12 protein-coding genes and 2 tRNA genes are annotated in these 16,136 nt (G+C 63.7%); 6 read left to right on the plus strand and 8 right to left on the minus strand.

Going from position 1 to position 16,136, the window contains the following annotated elements; all coding sequences use genetic code 11:
- Positions 1–28: 28 nt before the first annotated feature.
- The 4 genes from B0E49_RS02750 to B0E49_RS02765 form a co-directional block, all read right to left on the minus strand.
- Positions 29–105: transfer RNA gene (locus tag B0E49_RS02750), tRNA-Gln, on the minus strand.
- A 45-nt stretch (positions 106–150) separates the two neighbouring features.
- Positions 151–1,017, minus strand: coding sequence for a 4-(cytidine 5'-diphospho)-2-C-methyl-D-erythritol kinase (gene ispE / locus B0E49_RS02755; protein WP_077560426.1), 867 nt, complete (start codon positions 1,015–1,017; stop codon positions 151–153).
- Between the two features lie 21 nt (positions 1,018–1,038).
- Positions 1,039–1,503 carry an outer membrane lipoprotein LolB gene (locus tag B0E49_RS02760; RefSeq protein ID WP_286137752.1) on the minus strand — a complete coding sequence of 155 codons (465 nt, stop codon included), beginning with the start codon at positions 1,501–1,503 and terminating at the stop codon, positions 1,039–1,041.
- 32 nt (positions 1,504–1,535) lie between these two features.
- The gene (locus B0E49_RS02765; RefSeq protein ID WP_144264399.1) at positions 1,536–3,293 is read right to left on the minus strand and encodes a tetratricopeptide repeat protein; all 1,758 of its coding nucleotides are present in this window, start codon (positions 3,291–3,293) and stop codon (positions 1,536–1,538) included.
- Between the two features lie 31 nt (positions 3,294–3,324).
- Here B0E49_RS02765 and mutM point away from each other — a divergent pair, with 31 nt between their 5' ends.
- The 3 genes from mutM to mutY are packed head-to-tail and all read left to right on the plus strand — an operon-like array spanning position 3,325 to position 7,193.
- A complete protein-coding gene (gene mutM / locus B0E49_RS02770) occupies positions 3,325–4,140 on the plus strand; it encodes a bifunctional DNA-formamidopyrimidine glycosylase/DNA-(apurinic or apyrimidinic site) lyase (protein WP_077560429.1) in 816 nt (271 codons plus the stop codon).
- 51 nt (positions 4,141–4,191) lie between these two features.
- Entirely contained in the window at positions 4,192–6,153 is a 1,962-nt protein-coding gene (locus B0E49_RS02775) for a dynamin family protein (RefSeq protein WP_144264400.1), read from the plus strand.
- A complete protein-coding gene (gene mutY / locus B0E49_RS02780; protein ID WP_077560430.1) occupies positions 6,150–7,193 on the plus strand; it encodes an A/G-specific adenine glycosylase in 1,044 nt (347 codons plus the stop codon). The genes B0E49_RS02775 and mutY overlap by 4 nt, the downstream gene beginning before the upstream one ends.
- A gap of 18 nt (positions 7,194–7,211) precedes the next feature.
- Here mutY and rapZ read toward each other — a convergent pair whose 3' ends face one another.
- The 3 genes from rapZ to B0E49_RS02795 are packed head-to-tail and all read right to left on the minus strand — an operon-like array spanning position 7,212 to position 10,751.
- The gene (gene rapZ / locus B0E49_RS02785; RefSeq protein ID WP_077560431.1) at positions 7,212–8,126 is read right to left on the minus strand and encodes an RNase adapter RapZ; all 915 of its coding nucleotides are present in this window, start codon (positions 8,124–8,126) and stop codon (positions 7,212–7,214) included.
- A gap of 55 nt (positions 8,127–8,181) precedes the next feature.
- Positions 8,182–9,852, minus strand: a complete 1,671-nt coding sequence (gene recN / locus B0E49_RS02790) for a DNA repair protein RecN (protein ID WP_077560432.1) — start codon at positions 9,850–9,852, stop codon at positions 8,182–8,184.
- Between the two features lie 2 nt (positions 9,853–9,854).
- Complete coding sequence (locus B0E49_RS02795) at positions 9,855–10,751, minus strand: NAD kinase (RefSeq protein WP_077560433.1); 897 nt, start codon at positions 10,749–10,751, stop codon at positions 9,855–9,857.
- Between the two features lie 28 nt (positions 10,752–10,779).
- Between B0E49_RS02795 and hrcA the strand changes: the two genes are divergently transcribed.
- From hrcA to yjjJ, 3 genes are all read left to right on the plus strand, one after another.
- Entirely contained in the window at positions 10,780–11,784 is a 1,005-nt protein-coding gene (gene hrcA / locus B0E49_RS02800) for a heat-inducible transcriptional repressor HrcA (protein WP_077560434.1), read from the plus strand.
- 23 nt (positions 11,785–11,807) lie between these two features.
- Positions 11,808–11,884 (plus strand) — tRNA-Ile (locus B0E49_RS02805).
- 1,015 nt (positions 11,885–12,899) lie between these two features.
- The gene (gene yjjJ / locus B0E49_RS02810; protein WP_077560435.1) at positions 12,900–14,258 is read left to right on the plus strand and encodes a type II toxin-antitoxin system HipA family toxin YjjJ; all 1,359 of its coding nucleotides are present in this window, start codon (positions 12,900–12,902) and stop codon (positions 14,256–14,258) included.
- A gap of 537 nt (positions 14,259–14,795) precedes the next feature.
- On the opposite strand, the gene B0E49_RS02815 is transcribed toward yjjJ, so the two are convergent.
- Positions 14,796–16,136: a sigma-54 dependent transcriptional regulator gene (locus B0E49_RS02815; protein WP_077560436.1), complete on the minus strand. Its 1,341-nt coding sequence runs from the start codon at positions 16,134–16,136 to the stop codon at positions 14,796–14,798.

Genomic DNA, 16,136 nt, shown 5'->3' on the forward strand with positions numbered 1-16,136 from the left:
AGTTTTGTGCCTGTACGTCTAACGTATTTGGCAGGGGAGGAAGGATTCGAACCTTCGCATGCTGGAATCAAAATCCAGTGCCTTAACCAACTTGGCGACTCCCCTACACGGGTCGATGGCTGCCGTCTTGAGAACGTCAGCCACCCACCATCAATCGTCGCTGGTTGCCCATCCCACCAGAGGATGAACAGCCAAATTGCTGCATGCCCGCACATTCCAGCCCGCTGGCGCAAGCGCCCATCGCGCCGGGTCCGTTTCATGCCGCATTCGCGCAAACACCGCACTGCCTGAGCCTGTCATCCGCCCCTGCAATCCTTGCACCGCAAGCCATTCGAGCGCTTGCGTTACATCAGGGCAGAGCCTTTGGGCAACCGGCTGCAAGTCGTTTTGGCCAAAGCCAAAGGGGTCCGCAGCAAAGCCTGAAATTATAGCAGTTCCGGTGTCGCGTTTGAGGTCGTGCGCTGCGAAAATCAGGCGCGTTTCCAGTCCGGCCTGCGGTTTAACCACCACAAACCGGGCCGCCGGCAGCTGGAATTCACCCTCAAGCGGCGTTATTTTCTCGCCGATTCCCTGCACCCAGGCGTTGTGCCCGCGCAAAAAAAACGGCACATCGGCACCCAGTTGCAGGCCAATATGCTCCAGCTTTGATAGCGGGAGGTGAAGATTCCATAAGCGGTTCAGGGCCAAAAGGCAGGAAGCTGCGTCGGAAGAGCCGCCGCCCATGCCGGCCTGGGCAGGTATCCGTTTGTCTACGCCCATGTGCACGCCCAGGTGCGGGGCCGCCAGGGCTTGCAGCGCCCGCGCCGCGCGCAGCGTCAGATCATCCAAGGGCAGGGCGGGGCCCAGGTCTTCGCGGCTGATGTGTCCGTCGGATCGCAATTCGAAGTGCAGCGCGTCGCACCAGTCCACCAGCATGAAAGCCGATTGCAGCAGGTGGTAGCCGTCCGCCCGCCGCCCCGTGATGTGCAGAAAAAGATTGAGTTTGGCCGGGGCCGGAACGTCATACAGCGCCTTCATGGCGTGATTATCCCGGGGCGCTTATTTTTCCAGCGCCAGCCGCAGTTCGGCCGCGGGTGTGGGTGCCGAGCGCCGCGCCACCAGCCGCCCGCCGGCGAGTTGCGACAGGTCAGCCTGCCAGCCCGGCACGGGCGTGTTCACGCCTTGCAGCCAGTCGAACAGCGCTGCCACGGGAATGGCCGTGCCGATCGCATGGCGGACCAGTTCATCGAGCGAACCGAAATTGCGGGTCTGGTCGTTCGAGCGCAAGGTGGCGGAGCCCGGCGCCCAAGCCAGCACCGCCAGCGTGCTGCCCAGCGGGTTGTACAGTGCCAGTTCGCCGGTCTGGGCGTTGCCCTGGAGTTCGAAACCCGCCGAGAAGGACTGCGCCTGATCGGCGTCGACCCTGAGTGCGAGGCGGCCACTCCAGAATGAGTTATTTTGATTGTTTTGGTCTGTAGCCCTTATCGGGCTTTCGCATCCAGCTATAAAAAATAGAGCAACCACAAGCAGCCATCGACCTGGCTGGGGGCGCCATCTCACAGTTTCACGCGCAGGCGCTTGAGCGTGGCCTGCAGGGTTTCGTTGTTGGTATCGGCCAGCTGCCCCTCCTTCCAGACGGAAAGGGCGCGCTCGCGCTGCCCCAGGCTCCACAGGACTTCACCCAGATGGGCCGCAATTTCGGTATCGGGCTTGGTCTTGTAGGCGCCCTCCAGAAGGCGTGCGGCCTCCTCCTTGTTGCCCATGCGAAATTCGACCCAGCCCAGGCTGTCGATGATGAAGGGGTCGCTGGGTGCGTATTCCAGCGCCTTTTGAATCAGCTGCTTGGCCTCGGGCAGGCGCTCGCCGCGATCGGCCAGCGAATAACCCAGGGCGTTGTAGGCCTGAGCGTCGTCCGGTTTGAGGGCGATGAGCTGGCGCAGCAGCCGTTCCATATCGGCCGGATGGTTCAGCTTTTCCGCCAGCATGGCCTGGTCATAGAGCAGGTCGGCGTCCTGGGGGGCCTGCGCCGAGGCGGTCCCGAGCAAATCGTAGGCGGCCTGGTACTTCTTGTTGTCGCGCAGCAATTGCACCTCGGCCATGAGTTTCGCTCTGGCGTCGTCGGGCGTGCGCTCGGGGATGCTGCGGATCAGCGCGAGCCCATCGTCGAGTTTGCCCTGCCTGGCCAGAATCGATGCGCGCTGGCTTTGCACGCTGACCAGGTCCTGTGAATTGTCAATCCGGTCGAGCCAGGCCTGAGCCGTCGGGTAGTCGCTGCGCTTCTCGGCAATCTGCGACAGGGACAGGTAGGCCGGTAGCAGGCCGCGGTCGCGTTCTTCGCCCTGTTTTTGTGCCTTGATCAAATCCACGTAATGTTTCAGGGAGGCTTCGGCGGCGCTGCTCTGCTTGTTCTGTTCCTGCAGTGCGCCCTGGACCAGCCAGGCTTGTGCAAAATCGGGCTGCGAGGTGGTCAGGATCTGCAGCTGCTGGCCGGCCTCAGGGTAGCGCTGGGCATCGAGCAGCACGCGCACGTAGGCCATGCGCACCTCGGGCGCGGGGGTGCCCTCGTCGAGATATTTGCGCACGATGGGCTCGGCCGGCGGCACTTTGGAGCCCATCATCTCAAGGGCCAGCAGGGCGGGGCCTTCAGACCGCGGGTCCAGGGCCTGCCCGCGGCGTGCCGCATCCAGGGCGCCCGCCGTGTCGTCGGCCGCAAGCCGCATGCTGCCAACCGTCGTCCAGGCCGCGGCGCCCGTTGCCGGCTGGGCCAGCTCGTTGGCCAACGCCTTTTCCACCACGCTGGCCGCCAATTTTTTGTCGGACGCGCGCGCGTAGATGCGTGGAATGGCCGATATGGCAGCGTTGCGCTTGTCCGGGGTGGCCATCGCAATCTCGGCCTTGAGCGGCGCCGTGCTGTCGTCGATGCGGTTCAGCGCAACCAGGATCTGCAGCACCAGCCGGTTAGCCTGGCGCGACTGGGGCTGGGCCTGTTTCCAGGCGCGGGCCGCCTGTAGCGCCGACTCGCCGGAACGGGCCTGCAGGGCAATGTCCACGGCGCGCTGGTACAGCGCCGCATCGTTGGTTTTGCGCGCAGCGTCGAGGATCAGGGAGTACCCGGCACCGGGCTCGCCCTCTTCGACCTTGATATCTGCCAGCAGAAGCTGGTAAAACAGATTTGCGTCCATCGCCGAGTTGACGGGCGGCGGCGCAGGGGTGTTGTCCGCGGGGCTTTCGGCCCGCGCCGCCAGGGCGATCGCCGCCAGTGCGGCTAGTACGAGAGGGCGTGCAAGGCAGTTAAATCGCTTCATCCGAACCATAATAATCCAAGCTTGTTAATTCTTCGTATCCATGCCTGAACTACCCGAGGTCGAGGTCACCCGGCTGAGCTTTGCCGATCGGATCGCGGGCGCGCGCATCGATGGCGCGCGCCTGGGCAAGCCACTGCGGTGGGCGCTGGGTTGTGACCCGGCCCAGCTCGCCGGGCGAACCGTGCGGGGCGTGCGCCGCAGGGGGAAATACCTGCTGCTCGACCTGGATCATGGCCTGTTGCTGCTGCATCTGGGCATGTCGGGCAGCTTGAGCTTCGCCGCCAGCCAGCCGCCGGCGGGCGTTCACGACCACTTTGATCTGCTGACGAGCCGGGGCGTGCTGCGCCTGCACGATCCGCGCCGGTTTGGCGCCGTGGTGTACGCCGACAATCAAGCCGCGCCGGTGGCGGCCCGGTTGCTGGGCAAACTCGGCATGGAGCCGCTCGGCCCCGATTTTGGCCTGCAGGCGTTCCATGCGGGGCTGAAGCGGCACCAAGCGGCGATCAAGCAGATCCTGCTGGCCGGCGAGGTCGTGGTGGGCGTGGGCAACATCTACGCCTGCGAGGCGCTGTTCCTGGCCGGAATCCGCCCCACCGTGCGGGGCGCGCGCATCAGCAGGCCTCAGGCGGCGCGTTTGTATGTCGCGATACGGGATGTACTGGCGCGAGCCGTCCAAAAGGGAGGCAGCACGCTGCGCGATTTTTCCAATGCGCAGGGCGAGAGCGGCTACTTCCAGCTGGAGGCCATGGTGTATGACCGCGCCGGCCAGCCATGTCGGGTGTGCGGTGTCGGCATCAAATTGTTGCGCCAGGGCCAGCGTTCCACCTATTTTTGCCCGGCCTGCCAGAGGTACTGAGGCCGCCGGCCCGCGTCAATGCTATAACCCAAAGCTAGGCAGGGAGACACAGTGCGCAATTCCTTCGGTGACCAGTTCGATCAACATGGTACGTGGCGGCGTGATTTTGCCCTGCGCCTGAAGCTTCTGGCCGAATGGATGAAGGATCATGAACTGATGGACGCGGCCGTTGAAGAGCGCTTGCACCAGATCGAAGGCCGGATGCGCACCGACAAGGTCATGGTCGCCTTCGTGGGCGAGTTTTCGCGCGGCAAGTCGGAGCTGATCAACGCGATTTTCTTTGCCGGCTATAAACGGCGCATCATGCCGGCCAGCGCAGGGCGCACCACGATGTGTCCGACCGAGCTGGGTTACGACGCCGACGTTCCGCCCTGTTTGCGCCTGTTGCCGATCGAGACACGGCTGCAGCCGAAAGCGTTGACGGAGTGGCGCGCCGTGCCCGAGAAATGGACGCGTATCGACCTCGATGTGAACAACCCGGCCGAGCTTGCACAGGCCCTCGAAAAAGTGGCGGAGGTGCGCATCGTCAGCCGCGAAGAGGCGCGGGCATTGGGCTTCTGGCACGACATGACGCCCGAAGACAATCCGCCGGTGGACGCCTACGGCCTGGTGGAGGTGCCCCGCTGGCGCCATGCCCTGGTGAATATGGCGCATCCTTTGCTCAAGCAGGGCCTTGTGATCCTCGACACACCAGGTCTGAACGCCATCGGCGCCGAGCCCGAATTGACCGTGAGCCTGATCCCGCAGGCGCAGGCGGTGGTTTTCATCCTGGCGGCCGATACCGGTGTGACCAAATCCGACATGGCCATCTGGCGCGAGCACTTGGTCACCGACAGTGACCATGCCGATGCGCGGCTGGTCGTGCTCAACAAGATCGACACCTTGTGGGACGAACTCAGCACCCCTGCGCGGGTGCGCGAGCAGATCGAGCGCCAGTGCGCCGCAACGGCCGAGCTACTGGGTATTTCCCCGGAGCAGGTTTTTCCCGTCTCCGCGCAAAAGGGTCTTTTGGCCAAGGTGACCGACGATGCGGCGCTGCTGCGGGAGAGCCGGCTGCCGGCGCTGGAGGCGGCGCTGGGCGTGGGGCTGCTGGGCCGGCGCCAGGGCATTCTGCGCAGCGAGATGTCGGCCGGTATTGCCGACTTGCGCGCGCAAGCCGGCCGGGTGATGCAGATTCGCCGCCGTGACCTTGCCGAGCAGGCGCTGGAGCTCAAGGGCCTGCGCGGCAAGAACGCAGCGGTGATCAATCACATGCGGGCGCGAGTCCACCAGGAACAGATCGAGTTCGATGTGAGTGGGGCCAAGATCCACGCGATTCGGTCGGTTCACCTCAGGCTGCTGCGGGAGTTGTTCACAATTCTCGGGGCGTCCACGCTGAAGGCGGAATTGGGCGATCTGAACCGGGCGCTGCGCCAGCGGGGCATCAAGCTGGGCGTCAAAAAAGCCTACAACCAGACTTTTCAGCGTCTGCGTGAGGGGCTGGGCCGGGCCCAGGCGACGGGCATCGAAATCCAGACCATGTTCGTTGCGATCTTCCGCCAGTTGAATGCGGAGCACGGGTTTTCACTGCAGCCGCCCAAGGAGCCGGACCTGCTGCGTTTCGAGCGCGATCTTGAACTGGTTGAGCGCAGCCACCTGCAATACCTGGGCGTCTCCAACGCGCTCAAGCTGGCGACGCCCGAATTTGCGGATCGCCTGGTGCGGGCACTGGCAACGCGCTTGCGGGCGGTCTATGAATCCGCGCTGAGCGAGGTGGAGCTGTGGAACAAGTCGGCCGCGGCCCAGCTCGATGTGCAGCTGCGTGAACGTCGTCGCAATTTCGGCCATCGCCTGGAAGCCATCGAGCGCATCCAGCAGGCGGCCACAGGGCTGGACGAACGCATTGCAGACATTGTCCAGCAGGAGGCGGCGCTCAATCAGCTCGATGCCAGGCTGCTGGTGTTGACGGAGCGCCTGCTGGATGTGCCGCAATCCGACGAACCGGTGGTTTTCGCCGCTCTCAAAACGGCATGACCGCCGGGCCGCAGGAGTTTGCCGCCCGCGTGGTGGGCTGGCAAAGGACGCATGGCCGCCGCGGCCTGCCGTGGCAGGACACACGGGACCCTTATCGGGTCTGGCTCTCGGAAATCATGCTGCAGCAGACGCAGGTGGCTACCGTTCTCGATTATTTCCCGCGTTTCCTGCGGCGTTTCCCTGACGTGAAGGCGCTCGCAAAGGCCAGCCTGGACGACGTGCTGGCGCTGTGGAGCGGGCTCGGCTATTACAGCCGTGCGCGCAACCTGCACCGCTGTGCCGTCGCCGTGGTGACGCAGCATGGCGGCGAGTTTCCGCCCAGTGCGCAGCAGCTGCAAACCCTGCCGGGCATCGGGCGCTCGACCGCGGGCGCCATCGCGGCGTTTTGTTTTGGCGAGCGGGTCGCCATTCTGGACGGCAATGTGAAGCGTGTCCTGACCCGTGTCTTGGGTTTTGATGCCGATCTGGCCGTGGCTACCAACGAGCGCGCCCTATGGGATCAGGCTACCGCCTTGTTGCCGCACCACTCACTGGCGCAGGCCATGCCGCGTTACACCCAGGGCCTGATGGATCTCGGGGCCACCATTTGCCTGGCGCGCAATCCGGACTGCCTGATCTGCCCGCTGCGCGAGCTTTGCATCGCGCAGCAACGGGGCGAGCCGGAAAATTATCCCGTCAAGACCCGCAAGCTCAAGCGCGGCGCGCAATCGCTCTGGCTGCTGCTGGCGCACGCGGCCGATGGCGCCGTCTGGCTGGCGAAGCGGCCGACACCGGGCGTCTGGGCCGGCTTGTACTGCCTGCCCGTGTTCGAGAGCCGCGAGGCACTGCAGGCGCAGCTGCCTGTGCGGATTCGGGCGCGCCTGCACGACGCGCCGGCGTTCACCCATGTTTTGACGCACAAGGACTTGCACCTGCATCCGGTGACGGTGCAATTGCCAGTCAGTGCAAAGACGGGCCTTGAGGGCGCCTGGTTTGCCGCAGATCAGTGGCCCGGCCTGGGGCTGCCCGCGCCGATTCGCAAGCTGTTGAGTCAGCGTTGAGTCGGGCCTGGGGCGGGCTCAACCCACATCCAGCTCGCGGTGGCGCCTCAGGGTGGTCCATTGGCTGGCAAAGATGTCGGCCAGTTGCTCGACCAGGTAGACCGAGCGATGCTGGCCGCCGGTGCAGCCAATGGCCACGGTGACGTAGCTGCGATGGTCGCGCGCCAGGGCACCCAGCCAGGCATCCAGAAAGTGCTGGATGTCGCCGAGCATCTGGGTCACCTCGGCTTGCTGGCGCAGGTAGGCGGCGACCGGCTCGTCGCGCCCGGTCAGCGCGCGCAGCGCCGACTCGTAATGGGGGTTGGGCAGCATGCGCACATCGAACACATAGTCGGCGTCCACCGGAATGCCGCGCTTGAAGGCGAACGACTCGAACACCAGCGTGAGATGGCTGGCAGGCGCCGAAATCAGCGATTTGACGTAGCCCTGCAACTGGGCCGACCGGATCATGCTGGTATCGATCACATGCGCCTGTTCGCGCAAATCCGACAGCAGTTCACGCTCCAGCTCGATGGCCTCGACCAGCGCGCGCTGCTGGTCTTGCGTGCTGCTTGTGGCCGTGTGACGGGTCAACGGGTGCATGCGCCGGGTTTCCGAAAAGCGGCGCACCAGCGTATCCGTGGTGGCGTCCAGAAACAGGGGCTTGATTTGCACGCCGTGCCGGCGCAGTTCGGCCAGTTGTTTGGGCACCAGCGGCAGCGAGGCCGCACTGCGCACGTCCATGGCGATGGCGACCCGGCCGGCGCGGTGCTGCTGCTCCAGGGCGACAAAGGCCTGCAACAGTTCAGGGGGAAGATTGTCCACGCAGTAGTAGCCCGCGTCCTCCAGGGCATGCAGCGCAACAGACTTGCCCGAGCCCGACATGCCGGTGATGAGAACGACCTCCGCGCTGCGCGCCGCGGCATTCGCCGTGGGAGCGGCCCGGCGGGTCATAAGGCAACCTGCGCGCGACGCGCTGCGGTATTCGCCTTGGGAGCGGCCCGGCGGCTCATGGCCTGAGCCCGGTTTTGGTCACGCTGGTCTCGAGCATTTCCTTGGCGTGAGCCAGCGTGGTGCTGGACAGGCGCTCGCCGCCCAGCATGCGTGCCACCTCGGCGACGCGCTGCTCGCCGTTGACCGGCGCCACGGTGCTGAGCGTGCCGGTTGTCCCCTGCTGCTTGGCGACCACCAAATGATGGTCGGCGCATGCTGCCACTTGCGGCAAATGCGTGACGGCCAGCACTTGCCGGTCGCGCCCGAGCTGCTTCATGAGGCGTCCTACCGTCTCGGCCACGGCACCCCCGACCCCGGCATCCACTTCGTCGAAGATCAGGGTCTGGGCGGTCCCGAGCTGGCTGGTGGTCACGGCAATCGCCAGCGCGATCCGTGACAGCTCGCCACCCGAGGCCACCTTGCCCACCGGGCGCGGCGTGCTGCCGGCATGGCCCGCCACCAGAAACACCACTTCTTCCAGGCCGCTTTGCATCGGGCGTTCGACCTTTTGCAGCGCGACTTCGAACACACCTCCCTGCATGCCCAGGCCCTGCATGGCCTGGGTAATGGCCTTGGCCAGCCGGGGGGCCGCCTTGCCGCGGGCTTTGGACAGGCTGTGGGCCTCGGCCATGTAGGCGGCCCCCGCTTTTTGTTCGGCCGCCTCCAGCGCCGCCAGATCGGAGGCAGCATTTAGTTTGGCCAGCGCTTCCTTCCACGATGCCAGCACACCGGGGAGTTCTTCCGGCATGCGCTTGTAGCGCCGCGCCAGGGAAAGCCACAAGGACATGCGCTCGTCGAGTTCGGCCAGGCGTTGCGGATCCAGATCGGTCTTTCGCAAATACGCATGCAGCGAGTGCGCGGCATCCTGTGCCTGCGCCAGACTGGACGCCAAAACCTCGGCAAGCCCTTGAAAATCCTTCTCAACATGCTCCTGATTCTGTAGCGACGTGTGCGACCGCGCGAGCCTTGCGAGCGCGCCGACGTCGTCGTCCTCCAGTGCACTCAGCGCCGCCTGCGCGGCATCCAGCAAGGCTTGCGCGTGCGACAGACGGGTGTGGCTGGTGTTGAGTTCGTCCCACTCATCAAAGCCCGGGGCGAGCTTGTCCACTTCGCCGATTTGCCAGGCCAGGCGCTCGCTCTCGCGCTGCAGGCTGTCCTGGGCCGCGCGGGCGTCTGTCAGCGATTTTTGCGCATCGCGCCAGGCGCTCCAGAGTTGACTCACCGGCTCGGTACTGATGCCCGCATAGGCGTCGAGCAGGCCGCGTACCGAATCGGGCCGCGTCAGGCTTTGCCAGGCGTGTTGGCCATGGATGTCGAGCAGTCGCTCGCCAATGTCGCGCAACTGTGTGGCGGTGACCGGGCTGCCATTGATCCAGGCGCGGCTCTTGCCTTGGGCGTCGACCGTGCGGCGCAACAGCAGGCTGTCCGACAGATCGAAGCCCGATTCGCCCAGCCAGTCGTTCAGGTTTGGCGCGGCGTCGAACTCGGCGCAGACATCGGTACGGCTGGCGCCCTCGCGTACCACGCCGGCATCGGCCCGTGTGCCCAGCGCCAGTTGCAGCGCACCGATCAGGATGGATTTGCCGGCCCCGGTCTCGCCGGTGAGCACCGTGAAACCATCGGCCAGATCCAGCTCCAGTTCATGCACGATGACGAAGTCGCGCAGGGTCAGGCGTTTGAGGGCCACGTTCAGGAAACTCCTTCGTTCCAGTGGAGCTTTTTGCGCAGCGTGTCAAAGTAGCTCCATCCTTTGGGATGCAAAAAGCGCACACGGTGCTGCGAGCGCTGCACGATGATGCGGTCGCCGCGCAGCAAAGAGGCCAGCGACTGCATGTCGAAGTTGGCGCTGGCCTCTCGGCTCGCTACTATTTCAATAGCAACCTCCGTTTGATCAGCAAGGACTATGGGTCGATTCGATAGATTATGCGGAGCGATGGGAACCAGCAGCCAGCCGGGGATAGAGGGATGCAACAAGGGGCCACCCGCCGACAGGGCGTAAGCCGTGGAGCCGGTGGGTGTGGCGATGATCAGGCCGTCTGCGCGCTGGTTCGCCACGAAATGGCCGTCCACCTCGACCCGCAGTTCCATCATGCCCGAGGTGCCTCCGCGATTGACCACGACGTCGTTCATGGCCAGGGCATCGAAGACGCAGCGCCCGTCCCGCATGACCCGGGCATGGATCAGGCTGCGGTGGTCTTCCTCGTACTCGCCGCGCAGCATGGGGGTGAGCGCGGTCTGGTAATTTTCCAGCGGGATGTCGGTGATAAAACCCAGTCGCCCCTGGTTGATGCCGATCAATGGGACGCCGTAACAAGCCAGCCGCCGGCCAATGCCCAGCATGGTGCCGTCGCCGCCAACCACCAGACCCAGATCGCATTCGGAGCCGATCGCCGCGGCATCGAGTACCGGATACTGGCTCAGGCCGGTACTGGCAGCCGTGTCGCGTTCCACGGCGACGTCGCAACCCTGTTTGCCCAGGTAATGGGCAATATCATCCAGCACCTGGCGCGAAGATGCGGTCAGAATGCCAGAGCCAGAGCCCTGGTATTTGCCGATCAGCGCCACATGGCGGAATATTGATTTCATTTGTAAATTACAACATTAAAATGACCGAATGCTCGACGATCGCGCCAAGTTGTTATTGAAAGCTCTGGTCGAACGCTATATAGCCGACGGGCAGCCTGTCGGCTCACGCACGTTGTCAAAGGCATCGGGCCTGGATTTGTCGCCCGCGACCATCCGCAACGTGATGTCGGACCTGGAAGAATTGGGGCTGATTGCCAGTCCGCATACCTCGGCCGGCCGCATTCCGACCGCGCGCGGCTACCGCCTGTTCGTGGACACCATGCTGACGGCCCAGCACGGGCCTCTGTCTGCGCCGAGCCTGGCGCAGGATCAGCCCCAGAAGGTGATTACCAATGCGGCCCAGCTGTTGTCCAACCTGTCGCATTTTGTGGGCGTGGTGATGGCGCCGCGCCGCACCTCGGTGTTCCGTCACATCGAATTTTTAAGACTGTCTGACCGGCGCTTCCTCGTCATCATCGTGTCGCCTGACGGCGATGTGCAAAACCGGGTGATCTTCACCGAAGTGGACTACACCCAGTCCCAATTGCTCGAAGCTGCCAATTATTTAAACACCCATTGCGCGGGCCTGGCCATCGAGCAGGTGCGCGAGCGGCTGCAGCAGGAGGTGGAAAAGCTTCGCGGCGAAATCGCCACGCTGATGCAGGCGGCCGTCACCATCAGTTCGGAGGCTTTGACCGAGTCGCAGGACGAAGTGGTGATTTCGGGTGAGCGCAACCTGCTGGCCGTCAGCGATTTCTCGAGTGACATGGGGCAGCTGCGCCGTGCCTTCGAGCTGTTCGAGCAAAAAACCCAGTTGATGCGGCTGCTCGACATCTCCAGCCGGGCCGAAGGCGTACGGATCTACATTGGCGGCGAGAGCCAGGTCGTACCGTTCGAGGAGCTGTCGATTGTCAGTGCCCCCTACGAGGTAGACGGGCAAATTGTCGGTACGCTGGGCGTGATCGGTCCGACCCGCATGCCCTACGACCGCATGATCCAGATTGTGGATATCACGTCCAAGCTGGTGAGCAACGCGCTGAGTCACCACAAGTAGCCTCTTACAATCGGAACCGGTTTGGGGCGTTAGCTCAGTTGGTCAGAGCAGAGGACTCATAATCCTTTGGTCGAGTGTTCAAATCACTCACGCCCTACCAAAAATTATTGAGCAAAATCAAGGACCTGCGTGTGCAGGTCCTTTTTTGTTGGGGCTTTGGCGGCGATTTATGCCAAATCTATGCCAAATTTCCTGCACTTGAATGCACCGGCGTGCGTTTGTGTGCCAGCCACCCAGCCCTGCGCGGCCCGGTCCTAAAGGCCTAAAAGCGCGGCGCGCGGTGGCAAAAAAGTCCTGTGTCTTTACGTTAAGCCAGATGTCCTGGCGCTACGTAAGTGAGACCAATATGCAGGAAATTATTTTGGGGGGCCGTGCGCCCCGGCCCGAGTTCCGTTTTGACGCGCCACAGCGCCCCACCCGGGAGGTGTGCTGATATGGCAACCTACGGCAAACAATCAGGAAAACATACCGCGCGGATTCGCCTGGGCACCTACAAAAACTTCCAAGGGGGCTTTGACACCAAAAAAGGAGGCCAGGCAGACCGTCGCCCAAACCCTTCGCCAAGAAATCGCCGACGCGCCCAAGCCGGTGAAGCGCGCTCGCGTGGCCGCTGAACCTCAGTGCAACGCGGCGGCTGGGACGGCCGTCATGTACGACTTCAAAGCCTTTGCCGATGAGCGCGCACGCAGGCATGCATTAGGCACCTGGCGCTGCGTGCGTGTAGGCGTACGGTTCGTCCTGGTCGAACGCGACCGCATGCTGCTGCGCAGAAATTGCCATGATGGCCCCCCAGAACGGGAGACCCGGTTGCTATACGTGTCATCGGTTCGCCCGCTGCGCCCTGCCTCTCCAAGCCGACCAAAGCAAAAAGAGAGGCAGGGCGTTTTTTTGTGCAGGCCACCCCATGTGGCCTGTAGTTCGCGTGTAGCGAACGAGTGCGTGCTAAAGGGCTTTAGGGGGCTGGAGCGGGTACCGGACTGGAAGGCTTGAGTTCAACTCGACAAGATGAGCTCGAGTAGCTAGAATTGTTTCATAAATCGTTTCACCTAATGCGGGCGTTAGAAATTACTGCCGTCCCATTAATCTAATCATTTTATAAAAGAATCGTTTCATATATGACTGTTGCCGACACTCTCCTGCAGACCTTGCGTGCCTCGCATCGGGTGCCCGCCCGGGAGCTGCTGGAGCGCTTGCAGGTGAGCCGCGCGACGCTCATGCGTGCCGTGCACGCCCTGGGGCCGCAGGTGGTCTCGCGTGGACGGGCGCGGCGCAGCGCCTACGCGCCCCGGCGCACCGTTCGGGGAACGTTGGAGAGCTTGCCCCTCTTCCGGGTGGACGAGCAAGGCCGCGCCCACGAGGTGGCCACTCTTATTCCGACCTATCCGAACGGCTGCGCCCTCGACTGCCGGGAGCCCTTTGCCTGGCCGCTGGATGAGGACATGGCAGACGGCTGGTTTGACGGCCTCCCATATCCCCTGGAGGATATGCGGCCACAGGGATTCCTTGGGCGGCACTTCGCCCGGCATAACGCCAGCCTGTTGCAGGTCAACGAGGACCCGCGGCACTGGTCCGAGGACGACACGCTGTACGCCCTTGCGTTGCTAGGCAGCGACCAGCCGGGTTGCTACATTCTGGGCGAGACGGCGCTGCGCCACTGGCTCATCCAAGCACAGCAGGACCCGACTGCGCTAGCCGAAGCGAATTTCCAGGATGCCTACCTGGCCCTGGCCGCGAACTCGATGGCGCTCGGTGTGGCCGGTTCTTCCGCCGGCGGGGAGTTTCCCAAGTTCACGGCCGTACGCCGGCGCGACGGCGGGCTCGTTCATGTCATCGTGAAGTTCTCCGGCTCGGACAACTCACCGGGAACCCAGCGCTGGTCGGACCTGCTCGTGTGCGAGCACCTGGCGCTCGAAGCGCTTGCCAAGCACCTGCGCCTGCCCGCTGCACGCAGTCACATCCACCAGGCAGGGGGGCGCACCTTCCTAGAAGTGGAGCGCTTTGACCGCCACCAAGCGCACGGGCGCTCGCCGGTGTGCTCCTGGGCCTCCCTCAATGGTGCGTTCTTTGGCCTGGGCGGCAAGCCCTGGACCAGCGCGGCGCAGGCCTTGCGCGACAAGGGCTTCATCGACGAGCCTGTGCAAGAGAGCATCGAGCTGCTGTGGCACTTCGGCCAACTCATCGCCAACAGCGACATGCATGAGGGCAACTTGTCGTTCTTGCCGGGACTGCGCATGGCTCCCGCGTACGACATGCTGCCCATGCTCTATGCACCGGTGCGCGGGGTGGAGCTTCCCCAGTGCGCGTTCGAGCCCGGCCTGCCCCTGCCGGCCCAACGCACACGCTGGCAGGCCGCGGCTGGCGCTGCACAGCAGTTTTGGAACGAAGCCTCGCAGGACAGCCGCATCAGCGCGGAGTTCCGCGACACCTGTGCCCGCAACGCACGGCATGTGGGCGACCTGCTCGAGCGGCTCTGACACCGCCCAGGCCCTTGCGACGGCTGGCAGAGGTGCCACGTCAAGCAGAGCGCGGGTTTGAAATCGTCTCGGCGCCGGTGCGGCTGTCTCGCCCACCGTCCGCAAGCGCGGGCGCGGTCCATTTGATAGAGATGCGCCAGGGATGCCCCGCAAAGGCTGTGGTGACCCGCCAGCGTGGCAGGGTGAGCGCGAGCAGCGGTGCCTATACCTCGTATTGGCCAGTCCTGAACCAACAAGCGCCGCTACAGCTAACCAGGTCCTGGCTTGGGGTTGCAGCGGCCCTGCGCGCAAGGTAGGATGCGCTGGCGTTTGCAGTTGATAGTTATGCCAAATCTATGCCAAATTTATGGCAAATCATTTGCAAACGGGTGCAAGTGGCTGCGTGTGACTGCTTTTGAGTGCGCGTAAGTGCTTGATTTTGCTAGGCAGTGCTTGGTAAAGACACCCACGCAGCACGAGACATTGCTCTCATAATCCTTTGGTCGTTGGTTCGAGCCCAACACGCCCTACCAAATCCCCATTGTCTGAATTCGTGGTCTATCCCGCTCCGGAGGCGATGCCGTGCTTTTCCATGAGGCGATACAGCGTCATGCGCGAAATGCCCAGTTCGCGCGCGGCGTGCGTGACGTTGCGCCCGACCCGGTTGAAGGTGATGGAGATTGCGTCGCGCTCGGCGATGGTGCGGGCGGTATCCAGGCCGACGCTGCTCTGACCTTCTTCAACGGTCAGCCCGAGGTCTAGCGGCGTGATCATGCGCCGATCGGTCATCACCACGGCGCGCTGCACCCGGTTGAACAGTTCCCGCACGTTGCCTGGCCAGTCGTAGGCCATCATGGCGGCGATGGCCTGCTTGCTGAAGCCTTCAACCCGGGTCTTCTTGTCTGCCGTGCAGCGCCGATAGAAGTGCTGGGCCAGCATTGGCACGTCGCCCTTGCGTTCGCGTAGCGCGGGCACCGCAAGAGTCAGCACGTTCAACCGGTAAAACAGATCTTCGCGGAAGTGGCCTGACGATACCGCTTCGGCCAGATCCACGTGCGAGGCCGCTACGACCCGCGCGTCCACCTGCAGCGTGCGCGTGGCACCGACGCGATTGATGGTTTTCTCCTGCAGAAAGCGCAGGAGGTTGGTCTGCAATTCGCGCGGCAGGTCGCCGATTTCGTCGAGAAAAATGGTTCCGCCATTTGCCATTTCAATCAACCCGCGCTTTTCTGTGGACGCACCGGTAAACGAGCCGCGCTCGTGCCCGAACAGTTCGGAGTGAATCAGGCTCGGCGAAATGGCACCGCAATTGACCGCGATGAACGGCCCGCTTGCGCGCGGTGAGCATTGATGTATGGCCTGTGCCGCGAGTTCCTTGCCGCTGCCGCTTTCTCCACCGATCAATACGGGCGCATTGGTGACGGCTACCTTTTTGATCTGCGAGCGCAGCAAATCGATGGCAGCGCTTTGCCCGACCATGCCCATGTGCTCGATGCAGCGCTGTTGCAGGTCATGACCCTCTCGCAAGGTCGCGCGGCCGTAGGCATGCCCCAATGTCCGGACCAGATAGCCCAGGTCCGCGGGATGCGTGTGGTAGTCGAAAAAGCAGTCGAGAATCAGGCCGCGAAAGGCTGGCGACTCGAGCGATTGCGGTGGGAAAACGCCAACCCACTCGGATGACTTTGATGCCTTCAGGCACGCCTCAATCCTGGCGATGAGATCAGGGGCTGGCTGGTTGAGCACCAGGACGCACACCAGGAAGTGGTTGCTCCCGAGGATCTGGCGGGCCGTCCCCAAATCGGTGGCCGAAACGACTTCCCAATCCTGGCTGCGCAGGTACTCTTCCACTGTGGACGGCCCGTTACCCAGTGTCAAACACAATATCTTTCGTGAGTGCAT

Origin of the sequence: Polaromonas sp. C04 (assembly GCF_002002705.1) — a bacterium.
Classification (GTDB): Bacteria; Pseudomonadota; Gammaproteobacteria; order Burkholderiales; family Burkholderiaceae_C; genus Rhodoferax_A.

What these genes read in the sequence shown, in the direction of transcription:
- ispE (WP_077560426.1), bottom strand. Translation starts at nt 1,017, where the DNA reads ATGAAGGCGCTGTATGACGTTCCGGCCCCGGCCAAACTCAATCTTTTT.
- B0E49_RS02765 (WP_144264399.1), bottom strand. Translation starts at nt 3,293, where the DNA reads ATGGTTCGGATGAAGCGATTTAACTGCCTTGCACGCCCTCTCGTACTA.
- mutM (WP_077560429.1), top strand. Translation starts at nt 3,325, where the DNA reads ATGCCTGAACTACCCGAGGTCGAGGTCACCCGGCTGAGCTTTGCCGAT.
- mutY (WP_077560430.1), top strand. Translation starts at nt 6,150, where the DNA reads ATGACCGCCGGGCCGCAGGAGTTTGCCGCCCGCGTGGTGGGCTGGCAA.
- rapZ (WP_077560431.1), bottom strand. Translation starts at nt 8,126, where the DNA reads ATGACCCGCCGGGCCGCTCCCACGGCGAATGCCGCGGCGCGCAGCGCG.
- B0E49_RS02795 (WP_077560433.1), bottom strand. Translation starts at nt 10,751, where the DNA reads ATGAAATCAATATTCCGCCATGTGGCGCTGATCGGCAAATACCAGGGC.
- hrcA (WP_077560434.1), top strand. Translation starts at nt 10,780, where the DNA reads ATGCTCGACGATCGCGCCAAGTTGTTATTGAAAGCTCTGGTCGAACGC.
- yjjJ (WP_077560435.1), top strand. Translation starts at nt 12,900, where the DNA reads ATGACTGTTGCCGACACTCTCCTGCAGACCTTGCGTGCCTCGCATCGG.
- B0E49_RS02815 (WP_077560436.1), bottom strand. Translation starts at nt 16,136, where the DNA reads ATGCACTCACGAAAGATATTGTGTTTGACACTGGGTAACGGGCCGTCC.